This is a genomic window from Synechococcus sp. HK05, from assembly GCF_019104765.1.
In the GTDB taxonomy this organism is placed as follows: Bacteria; Cyanobacteriota; Cyanobacteriia; order PCC-6307; family Cyanobiaceae; genus Vulcanococcus.
Genome location: NZ_JAHRXJ010000009.1, coordinates 40,178 through 64,837 on the forward strand (window position 1 = coordinate 40,178; position 24,660 = coordinate 64,837).

At 67.0% G+C, this 24,660-nt stretch carries 25 protein-coding genes; 15 read left to right on the forward strand and 10 right to left on the reverse strand.

What is annotated here, in order from left to right; genetic code table 11:
- The first annotated feature begins 8 nt into the window (after nucleotides 1-8).
- The gene (locus KUL97_RS06945) at nucleotides 9-872 is read left to right on the forward strand and encodes a DMT family transporter (RefSeq protein WP_217796248.1); all 864 of its coding nucleotides are present in this window, start codon (nucleotides 9-11) and stop codon (nucleotides 870-872) included.
- Here KUL97_RS06945 and KUL97_RS06950 read toward each other — a convergent pair.
- Together KUL97_RS06950 and sufR are read right to left on the reverse strand one after the other, a co-directional pair.
- Nucleotides 853-1,215: a hypothetical protein gene (locus tag KUL97_RS06950; protein WP_217796249.1), complete on the reverse strand. Its 363-nt coding sequence runs from the start codon at nucleotides 1,213-1,215 to the stop codon at nucleotides 853-855. The genes KUL97_RS06945 and KUL97_RS06950 overlap by 20 nt on opposite strands.
- Entirely contained in the window at nucleotides 1,209-1,844 is a 636-nt protein-coding gene (gene sufR / locus KUL97_RS06955; RefSeq protein WP_217796250.1) for an iron-sulfur cluster biosynthesis transcriptional regulator SufR, read from the reverse strand. The genes KUL97_RS06950 and sufR overlap by 7 nt, the downstream gene beginning before the upstream one ends.
- Before the next feature lie 214 nt (nucleotides 1,845-2,058).
- Between sufR and KUL97_RS06960 the strand changes: the two genes are divergently transcribed.
- The 5 genes from KUL97_RS06960 (at nucleotide 2,059) to KUL97_RS06980 (ending at nucleotide 7,270) form a co-directional block, all read left to right on the forward strand.
- Nucleotides 2,059-2,412, forward strand: coding sequence for a ferredoxin-thioredoxin reductase catalytic domain-containing protein (locus KUL97_RS06960; protein WP_217796251.1), 354 nt, complete (start codon nucleotides 2,059-2,061; stop codon nucleotides 2,410-2,412).
- A gap of 10 nt (nucleotides 2,413-2,422) precedes the next feature.
- Entirely contained in the window at nucleotides 2,423-3,865 is a 1,443-nt protein-coding gene (sufB, locus tag KUL97_RS06965) for a Fe-S cluster assembly protein SufB (RefSeq protein ID WP_217796252.1), read from the forward strand.
- An 80-nt stretch (nucleotides 3,866-3,945) separates the two neighbouring features.
- On the forward strand, nucleotides 3,946-4,740 hold the full coding sequence (gene sufC, locus KUL97_RS06970; RefSeq protein ID WP_217796253.1) for a Fe-S cluster assembly ATPase SufC: 795 nt from the start codon (nucleotides 3,946-3,948) through the stop codon (nucleotides 4,738-4,740).
- Nucleotides 4,740-5,984 carry a Fe-S cluster assembly protein SufD gene (gene sufD, locus KUL97_RS06975; RefSeq protein WP_217796254.1) on the forward strand — a complete coding sequence of 415 codons (1,245 nt, stop codon included), beginning with the start codon at nucleotides 4,740-4,742 and terminating at the stop codon, nucleotides 5,982-5,984. The genes sufC and sufD overlap by 1 nt, the downstream gene beginning before the upstream one ends.
- Complete coding sequence (locus tag KUL97_RS06980) at nucleotides 5,981-7,270, forward strand: SufS family cysteine desulfurase (protein ID WP_217796255.1); 1,290 nt, start codon at nucleotides 5,981-5,983, stop codon at nucleotides 7,268-7,270. The genes sufD and KUL97_RS06980 overlap by 4 nt, the downstream gene beginning before the upstream one ends.
- Before the next feature lie 6 nt (nucleotides 7,271-7,276).
- Here the strand turns inward: KUL97_RS06980 and KUL97_RS06985 are convergent, their stop codons facing one another.
- The 3 genes from KUL97_RS06985 to KUL97_RS06995 are packed head-to-tail and all read right to left on the reverse strand — an operon-like array spanning nucleotide 7,277 to nucleotide 10,420.
- Nucleotides 7,277-7,990: a trans-aconitate 2-methyltransferase gene (locus tag KUL97_RS06985; protein ID WP_217796256.1), complete on the reverse strand. Its 714-nt coding sequence runs from the start codon at nucleotides 7,988-7,990 to the stop codon at nucleotides 7,277-7,279.
- A 27-nt stretch (nucleotides 7,991-8,017) separates the two neighbouring features.
- The gene (locus KUL97_RS06990) at nucleotides 8,018-8,944 is read right to left on the reverse strand and encodes an aldo/keto reductase (RefSeq protein WP_217796257.1); all 927 of its coding nucleotides are present in this window, start codon (nucleotides 8,942-8,944) and stop codon (nucleotides 8,018-8,020) included.
- Nucleotides 8,945-8,998: 54 nt separating this feature from the next.
- Nucleotides 8,999-10,420 (reverse strand): FAD-dependent oxidoreductase, encoded by a 1,422-nt coding sequence (locus KUL97_RS06995; RefSeq protein WP_217796258.1) that lies wholly within the window; start codon nucleotides 10,418-10,420, stop codon nucleotides 8,999-9,001.
- Nucleotides 10,421-10,495: 75 nt separating this feature from the next.
- Between KUL97_RS06995 and KUL97_RS07000 the strand changes: the two genes are divergently transcribed.
- A complete protein-coding gene (locus KUL97_RS07000; protein ID WP_217796259.1) occupies nucleotides 10,496-11,050 on the forward strand; it encodes a DUF1543 domain-containing protein in 555 nt (184 codons plus the stop codon).
- On the opposite strand, the gene KUL97_RS07005 is transcribed toward KUL97_RS07000, so the two are convergent.
- A complete protein-coding gene (locus KUL97_RS07005; protein ID WP_217796260.1) occupies nucleotides 11,026-12,045 on the reverse strand; it encodes a metallophosphoesterase in 1,020 nt (339 codons plus the stop codon). The two genes, KUL97_RS07000 and KUL97_RS07005, sit on opposite strands and share 25 nt — an antisense overlap.
- Nucleotides 12,046-12,110: 65 nt before the next feature.
- Between KUL97_RS07005 and mtnA the strand changes: the two genes are divergently transcribed.
- Nucleotides 12,111-13,205, forward strand: coding sequence for an S-methyl-5-thioribose-1-phosphate isomerase (gene mtnA / locus KUL97_RS07010; RefSeq protein WP_217796261.1), 1,095 nt, complete (start codon nucleotides 12,111-12,113; stop codon nucleotides 13,203-13,205).
- Between the two features lie 11 nt (nucleotides 13,206-13,216).
- Entirely contained in the window at nucleotides 13,217-13,876 is a 660-nt protein-coding gene (locus KUL97_RS07015) for a class II aldolase/adducin family protein (RefSeq protein ID WP_217796262.1), read from the forward strand.
- Nucleotides 13,877-13,879: 3 nt separating this feature from the next.
- Here the strand turns inward: KUL97_RS07015 and KUL97_RS07020 are convergent, their stop codons facing one another.
- From KUL97_RS07020 to KUL97_RS07030, 3 genes are read right to left on the reverse strand one after another with little or no spacing between them, the layout of a single operon-like run.
- On the reverse strand, nucleotides 13,880-15,283 hold the full coding sequence (locus KUL97_RS07020) for a sodium/glutamate symporter (RefSeq protein WP_217796263.1): 1,404 nt from the start codon (nucleotides 15,281-15,283) through the stop codon (nucleotides 13,880-13,882).
- A complete protein-coding gene (locus KUL97_RS07025; RefSeq protein ID WP_217796264.1) occupies nucleotides 15,280-16,674 on the reverse strand; it encodes a sodium/glutamate symporter in 1,395 nt (464 codons plus the stop codon). The genes KUL97_RS07020 and KUL97_RS07025 overlap by 4 nt, the downstream gene beginning before the upstream one ends.
- A gap of 10 nt (nucleotides 16,675-16,684) precedes the next feature.
- Nucleotides 16,685-18,613, reverse strand: a complete 1,929-nt coding sequence (locus KUL97_RS07030) for a prolyl oligopeptidase family serine peptidase (protein ID WP_217796265.1) — start codon at nucleotides 18,611-18,613, stop codon at nucleotides 16,685-16,687.
- Nucleotides 18,614-18,677: 64 nt separating this feature from the next.
- Between KUL97_RS07030 and def the strand changes: the two genes are divergently transcribed.
- From def to rpsU, 4 genes are read left to right on the forward strand one after another with little or no spacing between them, the layout of a single operon-like run.
- A complete protein-coding gene (gene def / locus KUL97_RS07035; protein WP_217796266.1) occupies nucleotides 18,678-19,280 on the forward strand; it encodes a peptide deformylase in 603 nt (200 codons plus the stop codon).
- Nucleotides 19,281-19,292: 12 nt separating this feature from the next.
- Nucleotides 19,293-19,490, forward strand: a complete 198-nt coding sequence (locus KUL97_RS07040; protein ID WP_010304536.1) for a hypothetical protein — start codon at nucleotides 19,293-19,295, stop codon at nucleotides 19,488-19,490.
- A 60-nt stretch (nucleotides 19,491-19,550) separates the two neighbouring features.
- Complete coding sequence (locus KUL97_RS07045; RefSeq protein ID WP_217796267.1) at nucleotides 19,551-20,177, forward strand: DUF3747 domain-containing protein; 627 nt, start codon at nucleotides 19,551-19,553, stop codon at nucleotides 20,175-20,177.
- 55 nt (nucleotides 20,178-20,232) lie between these two features.
- Nucleotides 20,233-20,403 (forward strand): 30S ribosomal protein S21, encoded by a 171-nt coding sequence (gene rpsU, locus KUL97_RS07050; RefSeq protein WP_010304532.1) that lies wholly within the window; start codon nucleotides 20,233-20,235, stop codon nucleotides 20,401-20,403.
- A 131-nt stretch (nucleotides 20,404-20,534) separates the two neighbouring features.
- Here the strand turns inward: rpsU and KUL97_RS07055 are convergent, their stop codons facing one another.
- Nucleotides 20,535-22,193, reverse strand: a complete 1,659-nt coding sequence (locus KUL97_RS07055) for a YifB family Mg chelatase-like AAA ATPase (RefSeq protein ID WP_217796268.1) — start codon at nucleotides 22,191-22,193, stop codon at nucleotides 20,535-20,537.
- A gap of 74 nt (nucleotides 22,194-22,267) precedes the next feature.
- On the opposite strand from KUL97_RS07055, the gene KUL97_RS07060 reads away from it, so the two are divergent.
- Together KUL97_RS07060 and KUL97_RS07065 are read left to right on the forward strand one after the other, a co-directional pair.
- Nucleotides 22,268-22,630, forward strand: coding sequence for a histidine triad nucleotide-binding protein (locus tag KUL97_RS07060; protein WP_217796269.1), 363 nt, complete (start codon nucleotides 22,268-22,270; stop codon nucleotides 22,628-22,630).
- 38 nt (nucleotides 22,631-22,668) lie between these two features.
- A complete protein-coding gene (locus tag KUL97_RS07065) occupies nucleotides 22,669-24,654 on the forward strand; it encodes an ABC transporter ATP-binding protein/permease (protein ID WP_217796270.1) in 1,986 nt (661 codons plus the stop codon).
- The last annotated feature ends 6 nt before the right edge of the window (nucleotides 24,655-24,660 follow it).

The window sequence follows — 24,660 nt, forward strand, 5'->3', positions numbered from 1 at the left end:
TTGAGGTTGTGTTGATCGGTGCTCTGGCTGCGTTGGCTGCCGCGTTGTGTTGGACGCTGGCCAGCAGCCTTTGGCGGCGCCTCCCCACCTCCCTCAGCGGCGCCGAGCTGAATCTGCTGAAAAATTTGCTGGCGCTTGCGATGCTCCTGCCCCTCGTGCTGGGGCGTCCGTGGCCTGCGGCCCACGGCCCGCTGCTGCTGTTGGCGCTCAGTGGTGTGCTGGGGATTGCGCTGGGCGACAGCCTGTATTTCGCCGCCTTGCGCCGGTTGGGCACGCGCCGCACGCTCACCATCGACGCCGGCGGGCCTGCTGTGGCCTCCCTGGGTGGGATGGTGTGGCTGGCGGAGGTGCCGGAGCCGCTCCACTGGCTCGGCCTCGGCCTGATCACCTTGGCGCTGCTGCTCGTGGCTTGGCAGCGTTCGGGCGACGCCCTAACCGGGCGCCTGCAGATGCAGGGTGTGGTGTTGGCCCTGGGGGCGCTGCTCTGCGGCAGCACAGGAGCGCTGGTGTCGCGGGCGGCGCTGCGGGATGCCGCTTTCGATCCGCTGCAGTCGGCTCTGGTGCGGGTGCTGGCGGCGGGCTTGGTGTTGCTGCCGTTGCTGCGGGGTTGGCGAAGCAAGGGCTTGGGCCCGCGGCCTCCGCTCCGGCGCTGGCCCCTGGGGTTACTGGCCACGCTGCTCGGAACCACCGCGGGCATCGCCTTGCAGCAGCTGGCGTTGCAGCGGTTGCCGGGCGGCATTGCGGTGGCACTGTTGGCCACTGCTCCGCTGATGGCTATCCCCTTGGCTCATTGGGAGGGAGATCGGCCTGGATGGCGGGGATGGTTGGCGGCCTTGCTGGCCCTGAGCGGCGTTAGTGCTCTGGTGGCTTGAACGTGTTGCCCAGCCGTTCATCGGCCTGTTGCTGGCCCCAGCGCACCAGGTCGCTGATCTCGAGCGACAGCGGGGGCTTGTGCAGGGCGAGGCCGATGGCTTCCAGCTGAACGGCGGCCTTGGCCAGTTGCTCCACCAACACCGGAATAAAGGTGGGATCCACCGCCAGGTTGGCTTGTTGGTGCGCCCAGGCCATCAGGCCCTCCTGGGCTGGAAAGGCGGTGCTGCCTTGGGCTGCCTGCTGCAGGCAGCGCAGGCTGTGGGCCAGCAGGCGCAGGTGGTGACGCTCCAGCGCTGGAAGCAGCGTGCTCTCCAGCTCCTGAAGGTCGTTCTCGCTCAGCACGGCTGCAGCAGAAATCCGCAGGAGTGGCCGCCATCGAGCAGCCAGTGCACCCGCTCCACGGCGCAGTCGGGGAAGGTGTGCCGAATCAGTTGCAGCTCCTGGTCGCACACGCAGGGGAATTGTTCAGCGATCTTCATCACCGAGCAGTGGAATTCGCTGATCACCCAGCCCGCGCCATCGGGATTGGGGCGGTACTCGGCCACGTACCCCTCGCGCCGGCGCAGATCCACCAGCCGCTCGAGGCGTTCCTGCAGGGTGCCTTCGCCGATCAGGCGGCGGTAGTCGGCGGCTTTTTCAGAGGCCTGACGCTGCAGCAGCTGATCCACCATCTCGGTGGGCAGGCTGGTGGCCATGGAGCTGAGCAGCCCCAGGGCGAAATGTTCGCTGCCGTTGGGGAACTGGCGGCGGCCAGCGGCTGTGAGCCGCCAAAGGTTGGACGGGCGCCCAGGCCCTTCGGGCGCCGGGCTGGCTTCCACGAGCCCTTCTTCTTCCAAAGAGCGCAAGTGGCGCCGCATCACTTGGACTGACACGCCAAGAGATTCAGCCAGTTGCGCCGCGGTGATTTCACCCTGACGCAACATCAGGGTGAGCGCTGCCTCTCGGGTGGGTGCCTGCGTGGAGGCGCTCATGGCCAACTCTCTACCACCACACCATGCCACGCCTGTTCGGGCGCTGACGAGTGGACCGTGCTGGTGCGCCCACACGTCACAATGCAGCGTCACCCCCGGGTGCCGCCCGTGTGCTTTAGGGTCAACTTGCGAAACATCTTGGTTTCGTAACTGCGGTTCCGCAACTGCTGGCCAAGCCCGCACGGGCCCAACGCTCCGCCTCGCCTTTGCCCTCATGTCTGAAGCTCCTGCCTCTCAAGCCAGCGACAGCCTTGAGGTGATCCGCAAGTTTGCGGAAACCTATGCCCAGCGCACAGGTACCTATTTCTGCAGCGACCCCAGCGTGACGGCAGTCGTGCTCGAGGGTCTGGCCCGCCATAAAGACGAGCTCGGTGGTGCCCTGTGCCCCTGCCGCCATTACGAAGACAAGGAGGCCGAGGTGGCCCAGGCCTTTTGGAACTGCCCATGCGTGCCAATGCGTGAGCGCAAGGAGTGCCACTGCATGCTGTTCCTCACCGAAGACAACCCCTTCCGCGGCGAGAAGCAGACGATCACGCTTGAAGAAGTGAAAGCCCATTGCGCCGGTTGAAGGTCCGTTCATGAGCAACGCACAGGCTGTTGGTGATCTGGTGAGCCAGCCGTACAAGTACGGCTTCGTCACCGATATCGAAACCGAAAAGATCGCCAAGGGCCTCAGTGAGGACGTGGTGCGCTTGATCTCCAGCAAGAAGGAGGAGCCTTCCTTCTTGCTGGACTTTCGCCTGCGTGCTTACAAGCAGTGGCTGCAGATGAGCGAACCCGATTGGGCCGCTCTCGGCTACCCGCCAATCGACTACCAAGACGTGGTGTACTACGCCGCGCCCAAGCAACAGCAGAAGAAGGCCAGCCTCGATGAGGTGGATCCCAAACTGCTCGAAACCTTCGACAAGCTCGGTATCCCGCTCAGCGAGCAGAAGCGCCTGTCGAACGTGGCTGTGGATGCGGTGTTCGACAGCGTTTCGATCGCCACGACCTACAAGGAAAAGCTGGCTGAGCACGGAGTGATCTTCTGCTCGATCAGCGAGGCGGTGAAGGAACACCCGGAACTGATTGAGCGCTATCTCGGCACGGTGGTGCCCAGCAACGACAACTACTTCGCTGCGCTCAACTCCGCTGTGTTCAGCGACGGCTCCTTCGTGTTCATTCCCAAAGGTGTGGAATGCCCGATGGAGCTCTCCACCTATTTCCGCATCAACTCCGGCGATACAGGTCAGTTTGAACGCACCCTGATCGTTGCCGAAGAGGGTGCTTCGGTGAGTTACCTCGAAGGCTGCACTGCCCCGATGTTCGACACCAACCAGCTGCACGCAGCCGTGGTGGAACTGGTGGCTCTTGATGATGCCTCGATCAAATACTCCACCGTTCAGAACTGGTATGCCGGCGATGAAAACGGCGTGGGGGGCATCTACAACTTCGTGACCAAGCGCGGCCAGTGCCGCGGCGACCGCAGCAAGATCAGCTGGACCCAGGTGGAAACGGGTTCAGCCATCACCTGGAAGTACCCCAGCTGTGTGCTGCAGGGCGCTGACTCGGTGGGTGAGTTTTATTCCGTGGCCCTCACCAACAACAAACAGCAAGCCGATACCGGCACCAAAATGATTCACGTGGGGCCGCGCACCCGCTCCACCATCGTGAGCAAGGGCATCAGCGCGGGGCGCTCTGCCAACAGCTACCGCGGTTTGGTGCAGATCGGCCCGAAAGCGGTGGGGGCGCGCAACTACAGCCAGTGCGATTCGATGTTGATCGGTGATCAGGCGGCCGCCAACACCTATCCCTACATCCGCTCCCAGCAGCCTCAGGCTTCGGTGGAGCACGAAGCGAGCACCTGCCGCATCTCGGAAGACCAGCTCTTTTATCTCCAGAGCCGCGGCATCGGCTTTGAAGAGGCGGTTTCGATGATGGTGAGCGGTTTCTGCCGCGACGTGTTCAATCAGCTGCCGATGGAATTCGCCGCGGAAGCCGACAAACTGCTCGCCCTCAAGCTGGAGGGCTCCGTGGGTTGAGTTCATCCCCGTTGCCCCATCGGCGTTGATGCGCCCGCTCCAGTTCTGTTTTTGATTTCGTTCTCGCCCGCTCCCACGCCGTGATTCGCCCCGACGCTCCCGTACTGCTTGAGATCCGTGATCTCCATGCCCGGGTGGAGGACAAGGCAATCCTCAAGGGTGTGAACCTCACGATCCGTGCCGGTGAAATTCACGCGGTGATGGGCCGCAATGGCAGCGGCAAAAGCACCCTCTCCAAAGTGCTGGCCGGCCACCCCGCTTACACAGTGACGGGCGGCAGCGTGACCTACCGCGGCGAGAACCTGCTGGAGCTCGATCCCGAACAGCGGGCGCGGATCGGCGTGTTTCTGGGGTTCCAATACCCCGTGGAGATCCCCGGGGTGAGCAACCTCGAGTTTCTGCGGGTGTCCACGAATGCCCGCCGCGCTCAGAAGGGAGAAGAAGAGCTCGACACCTTCGCTTTCGAAGATCTGGTGCGCGAGCGCCTGAAGGTGGTGCAGATGGATCCCGCCTTCCTCGATCGTTCGGTGAACGAAGGCTTCAGCGGTGGCGAGAAAAAGCGCAACGAGATCCTGCAGATGGCTCTGCTGGAGCCTCTGGTGGCGATCCTCGATGAAACCGATTCCGGCCTGGATATCGATGCCCTGCGCATCGTGGCCGGCGGCGTGAACCAGTTGGCCAATGCCGACAACGCCACGCTGCTGATCACCCACTACCAGCGCCTGCTCGATGCGATCACGCCGGATTACGTGCATGTGATGGCGGCGGGCCGCATCCTGCGCACCGGCGGCAAGGAGCTGGCGCTCGAGCTCGAGCAACGCGGTTACGACTGGGTGGATCAGGAGCTCGCCTCCCTGGCGGCGGAGGTGGCCTGATGAGCGCAAGCCTCGCTGCACCGGCCGCAGCCAAGGGCGCTTGGCTCGATGCCTGGTTGGCCGACCTGCCCACCGCTAGCGGTGGGCTGGCGCCGGTGCAGGAGCGTGGCCGCCAGGCCCTGCGCCAAAGCTCGATTCCCTCGGCGCGCCACGAAGATTGGCGCTTCACCGATCTCTCGCTGCTCCAGGCGCTGCCCCTAGCTCCGGCGGCCCCAGCAACAGCTGGCTTGCCTGCCCCTGCAGCCGGCGCCTTGCGCCTGCTGTGGAGCGGCGGCAGCGATCCGCTGGCGGGCCAAGCCCTTCCGGCTGGTTTGCAGCAACTCAGCCCTGGTGAAATCGCCCAGGGGCTGGGCCACACCCTGGCCGCTGCTGGCTGCCAGGAGCATTGGCCGGTGGAACTCAATCACGCCGCAGCCGAGCGCGTGTTGGCTCTGCGTGTGACTAGCCGCAGCAAGCTGAGCCTGGAGCTGGTGAGCGCCGCAGCCGAGGGTCTGCAAGCGCTGCGCCTGTTGCTGCTGCTGGAGGAGAAGGCTGAGCTTGATCTCTCTCAATGGATCGAAGCCCAGGCCTCTGGTTTGCACAGCCTGGTGATTGAGGCCCATCTGGCCCGCGGCGCCCGCCTCAGCCATGGCCTGGTGGCACTGGGCCAAGCCGATGCCGCGCTCATGGCCCATGTGGCGATCGAGCAGGAACCGGAAAGCCGCGCCCAGCTCAGCAGCGTGACCTCCGGTTGGGGCTTGGCGCGGCTTGAACCCCGGGCTGTGCAGGTGGATGGTGCCGCCCACACCACTCTGCGTGGTTTGCAGCTGGTGGATGGTCAGCGCATCGCTGACACCCACAGCTTTGTGGAGTTCAAGGGTCCGGAAGGGCAGCTCGATCAACTGCACAAAGCCGTGGCCGCAGGCCAGGGCCGCAGCGTGTTCAACGGTGCCGTGCGCGTGCCACGCGCCGCCCAGCGCACCAATGCATCCCAGCTCAGCCGCAGCCTGCTGCTCTCGGATCGCGCCAGGATCGACACCAAGCCGGAGCTGGAGATCGTGGCCGACGACGTGAAGTGCGCCCATGGCGCCACGGTGAGCAGCCTGCAGACTGATGAGCTCTTCTATCTGCAGAGCCGCGGCATCGGCTCCGACCAGGCAGCAGGCCTGCTGCAGCGTGCCTTTTGCGAGGAAGTGCTGCGGGAGCTGCCCGCGGCGGCCCGCAGCTGGTGTTCGCTCGATCGTTTGCTGGAGAGCGCGGCATGACCACAACCCTTTCGGCTCCCCAGGCCGCTGCTGTGGCCCAGCCCGACAACCTGGCGGCGCTCACCCGCCCTGATTTCCCGCTGCTGGCGCAGACCGCCTGCCTCGGGCAGCCGTTGATCTATCTCGATCACGCCGCCACCAGCCAGAAGCCTCGCCAGGTGCTGGAGGCGTTGCAGCACTACTACGACCACGACAACGCCAACGTGCACCGCGGCGCGCACCAGCTGAGCGCCCGTGCCACCGAAGGCTTTGAAGGTGCCCGTGCCAAGGCGGCAGCCTTTGTGGGTGCGGCGAACCCCAACGAGATCGTGTTCACCCGCAACGCCAGCGAGGCGATCAACCTTGTGGCCCGCAGCTGGGGTGAGGCCAACCTGCGCCCCGGTGATGAGGTACTGCTCACGGTGATGGAGCACCACAGCAACCTGGTGCCCTGGCAGCTGCTCGCTGACCGCACCGGCTGCGTTTTGCGCCATGCCGGCCTCACCGAGAGCGGTGAACTCGATCTCGAAGACCTGCGCAGCAAGATCAGCGATCGCACCCGGCTGGTGAGCCTGGTGCAGGTGAGCAACACGCTCGGCTGCCTCAACCCGATTGAGGAGGTGGCAGCCCTCGCCCACGCCGCCGGTGCCCTGGTGCTGGTGGATGCCTGCCAGAGCCTGCCCCACCTGCCGGTGAACGTGAAGCAGCTTGGCGCTGATTTCCTGGTGGGCAGCTCCCACAAGCTCTGCGGCCCCACAGGCATGGGTTTCCTCTGGGGCCGTGAGGCGCTGCTCGAGGCGATGCCCCCCTTCCTGGGCGGCGGCGAAATGATTCAAGACGTCTACCTCGACCACAGCACCTGGGCCGGCCTGCCCCACAAGTTCGAAGCCGGAACTCCGGCGATCGGCGAGGCGGTTGGCATGGGCGCCGCCCTCGACTACCTGCAGGCCATCGGTCTGGACCGCATCCATGCCTGGGAGCAGCAGCTCACCCGCCAGCTGTTTGATCGCCTCCAGGCCATCGATGGCCTGCGCATCCTTGGTCCCACCCCGGAGCAGCAACCCGATCGCGCGGCTTTGGCCGCCTTCCATGTGGAGGGTGTTCATGCCAACGACATCGCTGCTCTGCTGGATTCAGCCGGGATCTGCATCCGCAGCGGCCACCACTGCACCCAACCTCTGCACCGCCACTACGGCATCAGCGGTTCAGCGCGCGCCAGCCTCAGCTTCACCACCACTGCGGAGGAGATTGATCGCTTCGCCGAAGAGCTGGATGGTTCGATCAGCTTCCTGCGCGAGCACAGCTGATGGCGTTCAGGCTGGGGTGAGTACCGCCATCGCCTCTGCGCGGTGCGCCCCAGTCCACGCCCAACGCCAATGCCATCCGGCGGCCTTGGCTGCGGCCTCAATCGCAGAGCGATCGGCTGGATTGTCGTAAGTGGCTAGGTGTTGGCTCACGTGGTCGCGCTGCTCAGGCGAAAGCTGTGGCCAGCCCGCGGCGATGCGCTGCAGGTACCGCTGCACATAAGCGTCTCGGCTTTCGCCGGCCTCGCGGAACACATCCACCCAGATGAATAGGCCCCCCGGGGCGATCCGGCTGCGCAGGCTCTCGAGCAGCGTGTGTTTCTCTCTGTCGCTGAGGTGATGGATGGCGAAGGCGGAGTGAAGGATGTCGACCGGTTCTTCGCCGTTGTCCGACGCCTCGTTTGCCCAGCGCAGCAGATCGCCTTCGATCCACTGGCATGGGTAGGGCACGTCTCCCAGTGCTTGCTGCGCCAGGGGCAACACCTGGGCTGTGAGATCCAGGCCGGTGTAGGCCCCCAGGGGCAGGCGGCGCAGCAGCGGAGCCAGCAGGGCCAGATCGCCGCAGCCCAGATCCACCATCCGCGGGGCGAGAGCCCCCGCTTCGCGGGCTGTGAGCCAGCCCTCCAGAGCCGCAGCGGTGGCGGCGGCCACGGCCTGATGCTCCATCAGATCGTGTTCCACCACGGCCCGGTAGGAGGCCCACTGCTGAGCGAAGAAATCCATGCTGGGCATCCTGAAGCAGCGCTCCGTTCAGGCGGTTTCGTCCCACAACTCGGCGTGGCGATAGGGGCCGCCGGGCAGTTCCCAGAAGCTGCCATCCACGAAGCGATGGCCGCGATCGAGGCTGGCGATCTGCTGCAGCTCCTCGGGGCTGAGCTGCAGTTGGGTGGCGGCCAGGTTGCTGGCCAGGCGATCGCGCTGCACTGATTTGGGAATTACGGCCGTGCCGGTGCCGATCCCCCAGGCCAGCAGCACCTGAGCTGGTGTGGCGTCGTGGCTTGCAGCGATGGCGGTGATGGTGGGATCGGCCAGCAGCGGCGCCTGGCCCGGTGCACTGGGGGAGCCCAGGGGGGAGTAGGCCGTGAGCCCGATGCCCTCCTGCTGGCAGAGCTGCAGCAGCGCGTTCTGCTGCAGCCAGGGATGGCGCTCCACCTGGTTCATCGCCGGGCGCAGCCGGCTGGTGTGCAGCAGACCCTGCAACTTGGCGGCGCTGCAATTCGACACGCCGATTTGGCGCACCAGGCCTTCCTCCACCAGCGCTTCCATCGCACCCCAGGTTTGGCTGAGCGGCAGCTGCTCCAGGGGGATCTGATCGGCGGCTTGCTCCGGCATCACCACGCCATGGCGGTGCACCACGGGCCAATGGATCAAATAAAGGTCGAGCTGCTCGAGCTGCAGAGAGCTGAGGCTGCGCAGCAATGCCGGCCGCACCTCCTCGGGCGCGTGGCAGTCGTTCCAGAGCTTTGAGGTGATCCATAGCTGATCGCGCTTCACCACCCCATCGCGGAAGGCACCCGCCAGGGCCTGGCCGATTTCGGCTTCATTGCCGTAGATCGAAGCGCAGTCGATATGGCGGTAGCCCAGTTCCAGGGCGGTGCGCACGGCCACACCCACCTCGCCGGGGCTGGATTTCCAGGTGCCGAGGCCCAGGGCGGGCGGGCTGAGCAGCGGGGACATGCAGCAGGAAGCCGGATCCCCACAGCCTGGCGGTTTTTTAAATGCTTGCCTCGCTCAGCGCTGATGGCTTGCGGTGCAGTGCTGCGCGGCAGCAGCAGCCGCCTGTTCGCCGGCTTCGATGGCGCCTTCGAAATAGCCCGGCCAGCGCGGTGACGCCTCCGTGCCCGCCCACAGAACCCGCCCATGGCTGGCGGGCCTGGGTCCGCCTTCAAGGCCCGCGGCCAGGCGGGCATGGCTGGTCCAGCTGCCGGGGGCGGGAAAGCTGGTGAAGGCGCCGCCGCTCCAGGTTTCGCTGTTCCAGGCCTGCTCCACCAGTTCCAGGGGGTCGCCGGCGGCTGGCCCCCAGTAGGCCACCAGATCACGCAGGATCAGGGTTCGCCGCTGTGCGGCCGGCAGGGCCGCCAGGGCCAGGGCCCGTTCGCCGGCCACGAAGCTGGCCAGCACGGCTGGCTGGCCCTCCGGTGGAGCGCTATCGGCGGTGAGCTCCAGCCAGGGCAGATCGCCGATGCCCAGGCCGTTGAGCCCCTGCTCGCGCCAGAAGGGCCGGCTGTAGCGGGCCAGGATCTTGGTCATGCCGCCCATGGCCGTGCGCTGCAGCAGGGCCTGATGGGCGGGCGGTAGGGGTGGATCGAAGCGGATCGCCTGCCGCAGCGGTGGCGGCACGGCCACGATCACCGCCTGCGCCTGCAGTGGGCTGAGTCCTTCCGCCCGCACCGTGGTCGCTCCGCTGCTCTGCTCGATCGCCTGCACTGCTGCATTCAGCTGCAGGCAGCCGGGGCTGCTGGCCTCCAGCTCGCGGGCCAGGCGCTGGGCTACCCCGCCGGCGCCGCCGCGCACTAGCCAGGCTTCGGGCGTTTCTGCCTGGGGTGCCACGGCCTGGGTCCAGGCCAGGTGAAGGATCGAGCTTTCCCAGGGTTCGAAGCCGCCTGAGCCTCCAACCCGGCAGAGCCAGTCGAGCGGAAGCCTGGCAACGGGCAAGGGGCTGTGCTGAGCAGCCCAGGCCGCCACGCTGAGCCGATCGAGCTGTTCGGCGTGGGGCGTGAGCCAGGGCTGCTGTGGGTTGATCTGGGCCACCAGCGCGGCGAAGCGCTGCTGCAGCGCCTGGGTGGCTGCCAGCGCCTCCGGGGCTAGCCCTAGGGCGCCGGGTTCAAAGAACAGCAGGCTCGCTTCAAACCGCTCGGCCAGGGGGGCCTGCACCCGCCGCCCCTGCCAGCAGAACACCCCCTCGCCGGCGTAGTGGCTCGGATAGCGGCTGAGCCCGAGTTCCTCCAGCAGCGCCGCGAATCGGTGGTGCGGGCTGCCGCCCCATTGGCCGCCCAGATCCACCACGGATCCATCGGCCAGGGTGTGGCTCACCATCCGCCCGCCCACTCGGCCCCGGGCTTCCAGCACCCGCACCCGGAGTCCCTGCTGCTGCAACCGCCGCGCCGCGATCAGGCCTGAGAGGCCGGCACCCACCACCAGCACATTCAGCACCTCAGCTATGCAGGCAGTGCCCTCGCTACTGCTGCAATGCTGATCAGGCCGCTGGGTGTTGTCGATTCAGGCGCGATGAGCACGCCAACCACGAACACGCCCATGTTGTTTCTGGTGGTGCTGGGCGGCCGCACCGCCACCAGCCTGATCGAGCTGCACGATGTGCGCTTCGTGGCCGGCCGCACGATCGACGACACGATCCCGGAGTTGCGGCGCCAGTGGTTTGGGAAGCGTGAGGGCCTGCACCTGGACAGCTTCATGGCGGTGCGGGCGATCGATGGCTGGGCGGTGAGCCTCGTGCGCGAGGCGCCCGCTCCCAGGACTGAGCGCCTCTGGTTTGTGAACCTGGGCGCTTACCGCCCCGATGCCCTGGCGGAGCTGCACCAGTTCGGCCTGGTGGTGGCCCGCTCCTCCCAGGCGGCCAAGGCCGCCGCCAAGCGGCAGTGGCTGCAGGGCGCGCTGCAGCAGCACAAGGATGATCTCTGCGCGGTGGACGACTGCCTGGCGATCGAGCAGCTGGAACTGCTGGGTGGTGAGCGCTGGCATGTGCAGCTCGATCCCCATCCCGAGGGCTTCAGCCAGCCGCAGCAGCCGGATTGGTTCGGCTACCGCCGGATCGATCGCTGCTGAGCGTTGCGGTTGAGGCCGCCAGCGCGGCCCATCAGGGTGGCGGGTAGGCGGCTCCAGGCCACGGGCTGGCCGCTGGCCACGGCATAGGTGGTCTCCACCAGGGAGTTGTCTTGCCAGTTGATGTCGAGGGTGGTGTAGGTCTGCTGGGGTGGTATCGCTCCTTGGAGTAGGCGTCTGGGGCCGCTGCCCATGGCCCCCAGATGGATCAGATCGAGCTGGCCGCGGCGGGCCGGGAACCAGGCGTGCTGGTGGCCGCTGATGTAGGCCTGCACGCGGCCCTGCTCCAGCAGGCTCTGCACGGCTGCGGCCTGATCGAGCACCTCACCGGCGCGATCGCGGCCCTGGCTCACGCCCACCAGGGGCAGGTGGCCCACCACCAGCCGCAGCCGTGCCTGGCGCGCTTCCGGGCTGGCCAGCTGCTGGCGGGCCCAGCTCAGCTGGCTGGCGGGGATGCGGCCGGAGCTGGCATCCCACACGAGAACGAACACGTCGTTTTGCAGAGCGCTGTAGTGGAAGGGGAAATCGCCCACATCCACGAAGCGCAGGCCGAGGGCCTGACGCCGGGGCGTCCAGAAGCGCCGCACCGCGGCGCGATCCGCCTCGAAGGCGGGCGAGCCGTCGTGGTTGCCGACGGCCGGCAGAAATGGGCGGCCGGCCTGACGCACCGGCGACAGCACCGTGCGGGCGAAGCCCTCCCACATCGCATCGAGCTGGGCGGCGCTGAGGCCTGGTTTCTGGCCGGCCACCATGTCGCCTGCGCACACCACCAGCGCCGGTTGCAGGGCCAGCAGCTGCTGGAGGCCCTGGCTCACCTGGGGGATGTAGGTGGTGGAGCCGTAACTGCTGTTGAGGTCGCTGATCAGGCCTAGGCGTAGATCGGGGCCGGCGCTTGGGGCGGCGGCCGATGGTGCCTGCTGCAGGCCCAGCCAGCTCAGTCCGCCGCCTGCCGCGCCTGCGGCGGTGAGCTGCAGCAGCTGGCGGCGGCGCAGAGGCATGGGGCGCTGAGAGAGCGGGTGCGATCGACGGGCAGCATGGAGCATTCGCCCCGGCAACGCACCCCATGAAGATCGACGGCAAGGCCTGGCGCACCATCTGGCTCGAGCCCGATGGCCGCTCGATCGGGGTGATCGATCAGATCCAGTTGCCGCATCGCTTCACCACCCGCACGCTGCGCAGCTGCGATGAAGCGGCGGAGGCCATTCGCACGATGGTGGTGCGCGGTGCACCACTGATCGGAGTGACCGGTGCCTACGGCTTGATGTTGGCGCTGCAGGTGGATCCGAGCGATGCGGCGTTGGCCGTGGCGTTTGAGCTGCTCAATGCCACGCGCCCCACGGCGGTGAACCTGCGCTGGGCGCTGGAGCGGGTGCGCGATCGCGTGGCGCCGCTGCCGCCGGAGCAGCGGGCTGAGGCGGCGAAGCTGGAGGCCGCGGCGATCGCCGATGAAGACGTGGCCATGTGCGAGGCCATCGGCAACCACGGGCTGGCGATTTTTCAGCAACTCGCCGCCGCGCGGCCGGCTGAACGCCAAGGGCAGCCGTTCAACGTGCTCACCCACTGCAATGCGGGCTGGCTGGCCACGGTGGATTGGGGTACGGCCCTGGCGCCGATTTACAAAGCCCACCGCGCCGGCCTCAACATCCATGTGTGGGTGGATGAAACCCGCCCGCGCAACCAGGGCGCTTCGCTCACGGCCTATGAGCTCGGCCGAGAGGGCGTGCCCCACACCGTGATCGTGGACAACGCCGGCGGCCATCTGATGCAGCACGGTCAGGTGGATGCCGTGATCGTGGGCACCGACCGCACCACCCGCCGCGGCGATGTGTGCAACAAGATCGGCACCTACCTCAAGGCCCTCGCCGCCCACGACAACAGCGTGCCCTTCTACGTAGCCCTGCCCGCCTCCACCATCGACTGGACCATCGACGACGGCGTGGCCGAGATTCCGATCGAAGCGCGCGATGCCCGGGAGGTGACCCATATCCAGGGGCGCACCGCTGCCGGTGAGCTCGCTGTGGTGCAGCTCACGCCCGATGGCAGCGAAGGCTTCAATCCCGCCTTTGATGTGACCCCGGCCCGCCTGGTGACGGCGCTGATCACCGAACGGGGTGTGGCACCTGCCAGTGAAGACGGCCTGCGCAACCTCTACGCCTGAACGTGAGCACGATGAGCGAACAGGATCTGCGCGAGCAGCTGGTGGCCGTGGCCCGGCGCATGCAGGCCAGCGGCATCAACCAGGGCACCTCCGGCAATCTTTCGGCGCGCATCCCCGGCGGGATGCTGATCACGCCCAGCTCCCTGCCCTATGAGCTGATGCAGCCCGGTGATCTGGTGGCGCTGGATCTGGCGGGTAAGCCCTTGGTGGCGCCCGAGCCGGGGCGCCCGCAGCGGCGGCCGTCGTCGGAGTGGCGGCTACACGCCGATGTGTTGGCCAGCCGGCCGGAGGTGCAGGCGGTGCTGCACTGCCACTCGATCCATGCCACCGCCCTCGCCTGCCATGGCCGCGGCATTCCGCCCTTCCACTACATGATTGCCGTGGCCGGCGGCCACGACATCCGCTGCGCGCCCTACGCCACCTTCGGCACCCAGCTGCTCTCCGATGGGGTGGTGGAAGCGCTGCAGGGCCGGCTGGCTTGTTTGATGGCGCAGCACGGCCAGGTGGTGGTGGGCCCCAACCTGGACCGGGCCTTGGCCCTGGCGGTGGAGGTGGAAACCCTCGCCCGCATCTATCTGCAGGCGCTGGCCATCGGCGAACCGCCGCTACTCAGCGCCGAGCAGATGGAGCAGGTGCGCCACCAGTTCCGCACCCTGCTCTACGGCCACTGAGCCTTAGGCCCGCTGGGGCCGGCGCCCGATCCAGAGGCCAAACGCGATCGAGGCCACGGTGAGCAGCAAGGCCACCGCGTTGAAGCGCGGTAGGCCCCAGCTCGCCAGTGCGATGGGTGCCAGGGCGGTGATCAGGCCCCCGCCGAGGAAGGGTTCAAACACCAACTGCTTGAACGAGAAGCTCTCCATGGCCCGGCTGCGGCCCAGGGGATCGGCCATGCGCAGCAGCAGCAGGCCTGTGGCTGTCACACCGGTGCCCTGGCCAAAATCAGCGATGGCTCGCTCGAACCAGTGATCGCGGAAGAAGCGGCGCGCCAGGAGCAGGAAAGCCGCCACGTTCCAGGCCAGACCAGCCAGCGCCAGCAGCAGGAAGGGAAGCCAGTTGTCTTCCAGCATCGGCAGGTTGAGGCTGGCCATGGCGGCCGTGATCAGCACATCCATCGCCAGCGAGCCCACGCTGGCTTGCACTACCGGCGAGGCCAGCGTGCTGTGCCCGCGCCACTGCAGCAGCAGCTGCACCATCAGCCCTCCCAACATGGCGAGAGGAAACACGGGAATGGCGTTCAGCAGGTCGGCCGTGGCGGCCCCTCCCAGCGCTCCGCCAAGGCGGGTGAGGCCTTCCTTCAGCAGCACCCCGAGCCCAACCGCGGCCCCCGCCAAGGCCAGGTTCACCGTGAGTGCATCGATGGTCACGGAGGCCGAGCCGATCGGATCGCTCAGGCCCGCAGCCTCTTCCTGCGCCAGCTTGGCCTCGGCCGACATCGGATCGCTGTGGGCGGCCCGCTGCAGCAGGGGCCCTGCTGATGGTTGCGTGTCTTGAGCGCTCAGCAAGGAGCGGCTGCGGCCGATGACCACCAACGTGCTGCCGATCAGCACGGCACTCACCACGCCCACCGTGGCCATGGCCAGCCCCAGGGCCTCGCCCGAGGGCAGGCCCAGGTCGGCGAAGGTGTCGCCCATGCCCGCGGCGGTGCCGTGGCCGCCTTCAAAGCCCACCTCAATCAGGCAGGCCATCAAGGGGTTGGTGCCGAACAGCGGCTGCAGCACCAGCCCCACCAGCAGGGCCCCCACCAGGTATTGGCCAAACCCGAGCGTCATGCCGAAGGCGGTCTGGCCGGCGGCCCGCTGCCACAGCTGCCGCGGACTCGGCAGGCGTTGACCCAGAAACAAGGTGGCGAACACCAGCGAGATCAGCACCCCCGGGGTCTGGCCCCACACCGTGTACACCTGCTCGGGGAACAGCCGCAAGGGGCCGAAGGGACCGATCAGTAGCCCCAGCAAACCAGCCACCAGAGCCTCCGGAATGCCGAGCTGCCGCAGCCAGCGCAGCTTGCGGCGCAGGGTGATCCCCGCCAGCAGTAACAGGCTCAGGCCGGCAAAGGCCACCAGCACGTCGAACAGCTTCATGGGTGGGCGGCAGTTGGTTCAGTGTTGCGTCCGGCCTGGGCCAGCAGCAGGCCGGCGCCTGCAGCGAACAGCACCAAGCCCAGGCAGAACGCGGTCCAGGTGGGAAGGCCCCAGCTGGCCACCGCTAGGGGCGCCACCACCGTGACGACACCGCCCGCCAGAAAGGGCTGAAGCAGGAGCTGTTTCAGTGAGAACGCCGGCAGCGCTGCACTGTGGTCGTCCGGATCGGCCATGCGCAGCAAAAGCAAGCCTGAAGCGGCCACACCCGTGGCCTGGCCAAACTCCAGCACGGCCCGCTCGAACCAGTCGGCTGGCAGCAACCGGGGTGCCAGTAGCAGGGTGACCGCCAGATTCCAGGTGAGCCCCGCCAGGGCGAGAACCGTGAGGGGCAGCCAATCGGCGGCCAGCAGGGCCAGGTTGAGACAGGCGGTGGCGGAGGTGATCAGGAGATCCGCCGAGAGGGTGCCGATCTCGCTTTGGATCGGGGCGGACGCCCAGTGGCTGCGGCCGCTGCGCTCGAGCAGCCAGCGCATCAACAGCGAACCGATGATTGCCAGGGGGAACACCGGTAGGGAGCGTCCCACCTCTGCTACACCACCGCCGATGGCATCGGTGCCCAGGCGCAGCAGTTGCAGCAGCACCACGCCGATCAGCACCGCGCAGCCCACCAGGGCGAGGTTCACCGCCCAGGCTGCCCAGGCGGGGGGCTCAGGTGTTGCGGCTGCGGGTACGGCAGCGGCCTCGCGGGGGAGAGCGTTGTCCTGGGCCAGCAGCCAGCCCCGTTGGCGGGCGATCACCACCACCACACCCCCCACCAGCGTGGAGCTGAGCAGGCCCACGGTGGCCATGGCCAGGCCCAGATCCTGGCCGCCTGGAAAGCCGAGGGCGGCATAGCTCGGCCCCATCGCGGCGGCTGAGCCATGGCCGCCTTCGTAGGCCACTTCGATCAGGCACGCCATCACCGGGCTCACCCCCAGCCATGGCTGCAGCACCAGCAGCACCGCCAGGCCTCCCACCACGTATTGGCCAAAGGCGAGCACGAGCGCCAGCGCCACCTGCCCCCCCACGGGACGCCACAACCCTCCCAGCTGGGGCAGGGGTTTGCCCAGCATCAGCGATCCGAACACCAGGGTGAGCAGCACCAGCGGCAGACCACCCCACAGCTCCATCAGGTGAGGTGGCAGCAGCGGCAACGGTCCGCTGGGTGCCACCAACAGGCCGATCAGACCCGCCACCAAGGCTTCCGGAACGCCCCACAGGCGCAGATTCAGCCGCCGGCCGATGCGGCGCCCGGCGGCCAGGATCAGGGTGAGAACAGAGCCGGCCAGGGCCAGCCAGGCCAGCCCTAGCCACCTCTCAGGGGCCCAGAGCGCGGGCAGAAGGTCGTTCATCGCTGCCCCCTCACAGCTGGAAGTGGCGGCGGAAGAAGGCCTCGGTGGCTTCGAGCACCTGGATCTGTGTGGCGCCGTTGCGGAAGCCATGCCCCTCCTCCGGGAACAGGTGCACCTCCACCGGGATGCCATTGGCCTTCAGGGCAGCAGCCATCCGCTCGGTTTGCTCCGGCGGCACCACCACATCCTCCAGACCCTGGAAAAAGATCACCGGACAGCGGATGCGATCGGCATGTTCCAGCGGGGAGCGCTCCTCATAGGTGGCCTTTGCTACGGGCCAGGGCCCCACCAGGCCATCGAGATAGCGAGCCTCAAACCGGTGGGTGTCGATCGCCAGGGCGCTGAGGTCGGCCACGCCGTAGCGGCTTGCGCCGGCGCGGAAGGTGGTGGTGAAACAGAGGGCGGCCAGGGCGGTGAAGCCGCCGGCGCTGCCGCCTTCGATGGCAATGCGCTCGGCACTGGCCAGCCCGCGGGCCACCAGGGCTTCCGCGGCGGCGGCGCAGTCGGCGACATCCACTACACCCCATTGGCCATCGAGGCGCTCGCGGTAGGCCCTGCCAAAGCCGGTGGAGCCGCCGTAGTTCACATCCACCACGCCCCAGCCGCGCGATGTCCAAAACTGGATGCCCAAGCTCAGGCCCGTGCGGGCCATGCTCGTGGGCCCGCTGTGGCCTTTCACCAAGAGGGGTGCCTCCGGGTGGCCACCACCGGCGGGTGGGTAGTACCAGGCATGGGTGGGCAGGTCGCCATGGCCGTTGAACCACAGCTCCTCCGGCTGGCTGATGGCTTCAGGCTGGAGCGGGCAGGGGGCGGCGCTCTGATGGCTCCAGCTGCCGCTGCTCAGCTCCAGTTGCAGCAGACCGGAGGGTTCGCGGGGATTGCTGGCCACGCAGGCCAGTTGGCCCCGCTCCGCACACAGCTCGGCCAGATCGGTGAACGGTTGCGGCAGCACGTGCCACTGGCCAGGGCTGCCGGGCTGCTCAGGCATCAGCACCTGGCCCAGCTCCCAGCGGCCCTGCCGGCAGGCCAGAGCCAGCAGCTGCTCGCCGTCCCAGGCCAGGGTGCTCATGCCAAACACCCACTGGGGCATGGCAAAGTCAGCCTCCATCGGCAGCAGCGGCTGCCACTCGGGCGCTGCACTGACGCTGGCCTGGGCGGCCTGCGTCCAACGCTCCAGGTTCCAGAAGCCGCTGCGGTCGTTGCTCACCACCAGGTGCTCGCCGGCCCAGATCGGCTGAAACACCGAGCAGGCTTGTGCATCGCCCGCACAGGATCCGGCCACGGCACGGGCGGCGGCCAGGCGGCCATCGGGATCAACCGGAGCGAGCCAGAGCTGGCTGCGTTCCCAGGGCATGCAGGGCTGCTGCCACTCCACCCAGGCCAGTTGGTTGCCGGCGGGGCTCAGGGCGGGGTAACCGCAGAAATCGGCTGCTCTGTGGAGAGGCTGAGGCTCGCCCCCCGTGAGCGCCACAGCCACCAGGGTGTCGCGCCCATCGGCTTCCATCACGCCGATCCAACGGTCGTGGTGGCCATCGATCACTCCGCCGCCGAGGAGCGCTGGAGAGCGGTTGTCGTTGCTGGGGGTGGTGAGGCGCTGGGGCTGGCTGGCGGGCGTGTCGAGGGGCAAGAGCCAGAGGCAATGGTCGCCGTCATGCACAAACACAGCCACCGCCTCCCCGTTGGCTCGACGACCGATCGCGCAGGCGCCACCTCCGTATTCGTGCACGCGGCAGCGGAGATTCCAGTCGCCCGGCGTGAGCTCCACGGCCGTGGCCTTTGGGCCGCGGCGGGCCATCAAGGTGGTGCGCCCGCGCTCTTGGGGGCGCTGCTCTAGCCAATAGAGATCACTGCCGAGCAGGCGGGGCTCCTTGAGGCTTGGGGTCTTGCCCAGCACAAGCGCAGCGGAGAGGGGGGCTGGGCTGGTGCTGGGCGAAGCCATCTCCAAAGCGCTCGAGAGAAGCCTCCTAGAATCGCCTGAACGACACCGCCAGCGAGGACACGCCTTGGCCAGCAGCTTCGCCCGATTGGCCCGTTCCGCCGAAAACGCCGGCCGGCTGCAGGTGTCGAAAGAGCCGGTGGATCACCCTCCCTACGACATCCATACCCTGGGCGATCAGGTGCTGCGCACCCCCGCCAAGCGCATCGGCAAGGTGGACGACAACATCCGTGCCCTGGCCCGCGACATGTTGGTGAGCATGTACGCCGCCAAGGGCATCGGCCTGGCTGCGCCGCAGATCGGTGAGCCGCTGCAGCTGCTGGTGATCGATCTGGAGATCGAAGACCCCAAAAGCCCGCCCCTGATCCTGATCAACCCCGAGATCACCTCCGTGGGCGGCAGTCTTTGCACCTACGAGGAGGGGTGCCTCAGCATTCCGGGTGTGTACCTCGATGTGGTGCGGCCGAGCGTGGTGGATGTGAGCTACCGCGATGAGATGGGCCGGCCGAAGCGGCTGAAGGCCGATGGCCTGATGGCCCGCTGCATCCAGCACGAGATGGACCATCTCAATGGTGTGCTGTTTGTGGATCGCGTCACCGATCACGACAAGCTGCGCGAGGGGCTCGGTGAGAAGGGCTTCAATCCGGCCGATGTGCACGCAATCGCCTGAGGCCCTCTCGTTATGCCAATGAAACCCCTGGCCGGAGTGTTCCTGGCCCTGGCTTGCCTGCTTGGAATCGCCGCCACCGGCTCTGTGTTTGAACTCGCCTACGGCGACCCCGATCTGGGCGTATCCACCACCCGCCTGATCCTGGGGCTGGCCCTGCCGGGCACCGTGCTGAGCCTGCTGGTGGCGATCCGGATCAACAAGCCCGCCTGAGGGGCTGGCATCCCCGCCCGGCACTTCTACGATCGCCTGGCTGCATGCCTGCTTGCGTCTGTGATTCATTCGGTTCGCACCCTCGCTGCACTGCTGCCGCTGGCTGGTGCCCTGGCTCTGCTCGCTCCTGAGCCCGCTGCGGCCAAGGCGCTGTTTGACGCGGTGGAGGTGGATCAGAGCAAGTTTGTGATCGTGTCGGCGCCGATCGGTGATGGCAGCCGCGCTCAGCTCAACATTTATGAGCAGCGCTCCGACGCCCGGCCTTGCTTCGCGGTGCAGGGCAACCAGCCGGCGGTGGTGGACCCGCTGCTCTCCAGCTTCGACTTCACCGGGATCTGCAACCGTTTCATCGACGGCAACGGCTACTCGCTGCGGATCGGCGATAGCGACCTGGGCACCGTGTACCGCCTCAGTGTGGTGAAGGAGTCGGGCGACACCTTGCTCATGGCCCTGCCCACCAAGCCTGGTGTTGGGCCCGAATTGGTGGTGGCCCGTAGTGGTGGCAGCGCCAATGGATTCCTGTTGCTGGTGCCAGAGCCGGGTTGGAAGCTGATGCGGCGTCAGTTCGGTGGTCGCACCCTCGGTCATGTGTACGTCTACCGCGCTGATTGGCCCGATGCGGCTGCAGCTGAAGCCAGCCCTGCAGCCCCTGCTGCGGTGGAGCCTCAGCCGGAGGCGGGCAGCTGAAGGCTGACGAGGCGCTTGCTACCATCGTCAAACTGCACAGATTCTTGATCGGTTTATGACCCAGGTCACCGTCGGCGAAAACGAGGGCATTGAGTCGGCGCTGCGCCGCTTCAAGCGCCAGGTGTCCAAAGCCGGGATCTTCGCCGACCTCAAGCGCCTGCGTCACCACGAGACCCCCGTCGAGAAGTACAAGCGCAAAGCTCAGCAGCGTCGTCGTCGTCGCTGATCGCGTTCCGTTCTTGCCCATTGGGGCCCTCCAGCGGAAACCGGTAGAAACACCGGTTTCCGCTTTTTTGTGGCCTGCTGATGATGAGAGCACCCCGCAAAGGTCTCCCATGAAGCAGCTGATGCAGGTTTTCAATCGGTGGCTCGGCTCGAGCGTTGGCAACGCCTTCGGAAACCCCCTGGAGGAGCGCCAGCATCAGCCGCCGCTGGTGGGTGTGCAGCCCTATCGCGACCAGCCCCTGCGGCACTGAGCTGATCGAAGCTTCGGTAACTGAGGGCCTCGGCAATGGCTGAGGCGTCCACCGTTGGATGGCCGCTCAGATCAGCAATGGTGCGCCCCACCCTGAGCACCCGTTCGGCTGCACGGGCGCTCAGGCCCCGTTGATCAATGGCCCCCTGCCAGAGGTCGAGGGCATCGCTGCCGATAGCGCCGCATAGGCGTAGATCCTTGGCGCTGAGCTGGCGATTGCTCACCCCTTGAGGGTTGCGGCTGCGCATGCGCTCCCGTGCTGCCTCCGCCCGCTCACGCACCACGGCACTGGCCTCGGCGGCGTTCGTTTCGGCGGCTGTGCTGGCCCGGAAGCCTGCCCCCAGGACGCTGCCCTCGAGTCGTCGCATCACCACCTGCAAGTCGATGCGATCCAGCAGGGGGCCTGAGAGCCGGCTCCAGTAGCGCTGCTGTTGGGCGGTGCCGCAGCTGCAGGTGCGCTCTGGATCCCCTGCCCAGCCACAGGTGCAGGGGTTGGTGGCGGCCACCAGGTTCACGGCGCAGGGAAAACGCAGGCGCTGCCGGGCCCGGCTCAACCACAGCTCTTCTTGTTCCAAGGGCTGGCGCAGTTGGTTGAGCACGTCGCGGCGGAATTCCGCCAGTTCATCGAGAAAGAGCACCCCGCGGTGCGCCAGGGGCAGCTCCCCTGGCCGCAGCTGCGCGCCCCCTCCCACCAGGGCGGCGCTGGAGCAGCTGTGATGGGGGCTGCGAAAGGGGCGTTGCTGCAGCAGGCCCCCCTGGGCGCCCAGCAGCCCCGCCACCGAATACAGCTGGGTGAGCTCCAGCTGCTCGGCGCGGCTGAGCTCCGGCAACAACCCCGGCAGGCAGCGCGCCAGCAGGGTTTTACCGCTGCCGGGTGGCCCCACCAGCAGCAGGTGATGGCCCCCCGCGGCGGCGATTTCCAGGGCGCGCCGGCCATGCAGTTGCCCCTGAACGCTGGCCAGATCAGCGAGTGGGGGTGCCTCGGCTGAAGGCACGGGTGCATCCGCGAGGTCCGGCGCGGCAGCACGATCCGGCTGCTGCAGCCAGTGCAGCGCTTCGCTCAAGCTGCCGGCCACCGCCAGCGGCAGCTGCTCCACCAGCGCGGCTTCCCGCTGGTTCGCCCGCGGCAGCAGCAGGGCCCGGGCTCCCTGGCGCTGGGCCGCTAGGGCGAGCGCCACCGCACCCCGCACCGGTCGCAGCTCGCCTCCCAACCCCAGCTCGCCGGCGCACCAGATCCCCTCCAGCTGGCTCGGATCGAGCTGGCCACTGGCGGCCAGCACCGCCAGGGCGATCGGAAGATCAAAAGCTGGCCCCTCCTTGCGGAGGTCGGCGGGGGCCAGGTTCACGATCACCCGGGTGAGGGGCATGCGCAGCTGGCTGTTGCGGATGGCGGCCCGCACCCGCTGGCGCGACTCCTGCACCGCCGCATCCGCCAAGCCCACCACCTGAAGCCCCGGAAGACCGGGGGCAATGTCCACCTCCACGGCCACGGCCCGGGCCTCAAGCCCCACCAGGGCCGCACCGCTGCATCGTGCCAACATCGGGCTCTCGGAAACGTGCAGTGGTGAAGTGCCACCGCTGTTTCATCGCTGCCCTCCTCTCACGCCCTCTCTTGATGGCCGACTCCGCTGCCGCCGCGCCGAATGACACGATCTTCGGCCGCATCCTGCGCGGTGAGATCCCCTGTGATCAGGTGTATGCCGATGAGCAATGCCTCGCCTTTCGCGACGTGGCTCCCCAGGCGCCGGTGCACATTCTGGTGATTCCGCGGGAGCACGTGGTGAACCTGGCGGAGGCGGGTGAGCAGCACCAGGCGCTGCTGGGCCACCTGCTGCTGGTGGCGGCGAAGGTGGCCCGAGAGCAGGGCCTGGAGGGATTCCGCACCGTGATCAACAGCGGCGCCGAGGCGGGGCAGACCGTGTTCCACTTGCACGTGCATGTGATCGGTGGTCGCCCGCTGGCCTGGCCGCCGGGCTGACCCTGAACCGGTGAGAATGGCGGCATCTGAACGCCGTCATGAACCCCCTGCAGGCCTTCCGCAGTCAGCTCGGCAAGCTGCGGCGCCTCGCCCAGCCCTATTTCCTGCCGGTGGAAGACACCAGCGGCTGGCAATTTCTGCTGCTCATCGTCGCCATGCTGGCGGTGGTGGTGGGCACCACCCTGCTGCTGCTGACGGGGGCGGTAGCCGTCAGTGGTGCGCTGATTCCGGAGCTGCAAGCCCGCTTCCTGCCTGGGATTCCCCAGCAGGTGGAGGCCATCTGGTCGGGGCCGGTGGGTCTGGTGGTGATGGTTCTGTTTGCGGCGAGCCTGGGCTGTTTTGGCGTGTTTCGCGGCAAGCTGCGTCAGGGCCGCTGGCTGCCCTGGCTGCTGCTCGGGGTGATCACGCTGCTGATCCTGGTGATCAACGGCATCAACGTGGGCATCAGCTTTGTCGCGCGCAATATTGAGAATGCTCTGGTGGCCTATCAGGCTGATCAGTTCTGGCAGATTGTTGCCATCTATGCCTTCTGTCTGGTGTTGGCTTTGCCGATCCGGGCGCTTCAGAGCTATCTGATTCCGCGGCTGGGTCTGCTGTGGCGTGAATGGTTGAGTGGGCGCTTGCTAACCCGCTATTTATCTAATCGTGTTTACTACGTTCTTAATCCAAACGATGAAGCGGCTGAGGAAATTGATAATCCCGACCAGCGGATTTCCCAAGACGCGGCCAGTTTCACCGGTACTAGCCTGAGCGTCACGGTTGAGATTGTTTCGGCGCTGCTCACCTTTGTGAGCTTCATTCTGGTGCTCTGGTCGATCAGCTCCAAGCTGGCGCTGTGGCTGTTGATTTATTCCCTGGCCGGTACGGCTGTGATCGTGTTCGCCAGCCGCAAGCTGGTAGCCCTGAATTACGACCAACTGCGTCTAGAGGCCGATTTCCGCTACGGCCTGGTGCACATCCGTGACAACGCCGAATCGATCGCCTTCTACCGCGGTGAACAGCAAGAGTCGCGTGAGGCGGAGCGTCGGCTTGGTGGAGCGATCCGCAATTACAACAAACTGATTGTCTGGGAGGCGCTGATCAGTGTGATTCAGCGCTCATACGACTACTTCTCCCGCTTCTTGCCCTGGTTGGTGATCGCGCCGATCTACTTCGCCAAAGAAGTGGATTTTGGGGTGTTCGGTCAGGCCAGTATTGCTTTTTCTCAGGTGTTGTTCTCGGTGAGCTACATCGTGAACAACATCGATCGCCTGGCGGCGTTCTCCGCCTCGATCAGTCGACTGGAAGGGTTCCAGGGCAAGGTGGAAGCGATCAGTCGCTCAGAAGCGCAGCGCGATCTGCTGGCTGACGAGGGATCGGCTACCTCTCAATCGCTGCTGGTGCGGCATGTGGATCTGGTGCCCCCGGGCAGTGATCGCCGCCTGATTCACGACCTCAGCTTGGAGGTGGGTGCCGACCAGCGCGTGCTCGTGGTGGGGCCAAGCGGTTGCGGTAAAACCTCGTTCCTGCGCTTGGTGAGTGGTCTCTGGCCTCCTGCTGCCGGTGAGGTGGAGCGCCCGCCCCTCTCTGAGTTGCTGTTCATTCCCCAGAAGCCCTACATGCTCTTGGGCAGCCTGCGGGAGCAGCTCTGTTACCCCCAGGATCCGCAGCGCTTCAGCGATGAGCATCTGCGCAGCGTGCTCGAGGAGGTGCGCCTCGGCGCCCTGGTGCAGCGCTACCCCGACTTCGACATCAAGCAGGACTGGCCCCGTCTGCTCTCCCTGGGAGAGCAACAGCGCCTGGCCTTCGCCCGTCTGTTGCTCAATTCACCGCGCTTCGTGGTGCTCGATGAGGCCACCAGTGCTCTGGATGTGAGCACGGAAGAGCACCTCTATGCGCTGCTCACCCAGCGGGAGATGGCTTTCGTGAGCGTGGGACACCGGCCCACGCTCAAGGCTTTCCACAACGTGGTGCTCGAGCTGGATGGGCAGGGCGGCTGGAAGCTGATGCCCGCCACCAGCTATACCTTCAACTCCGGCGTCTGATCTGCG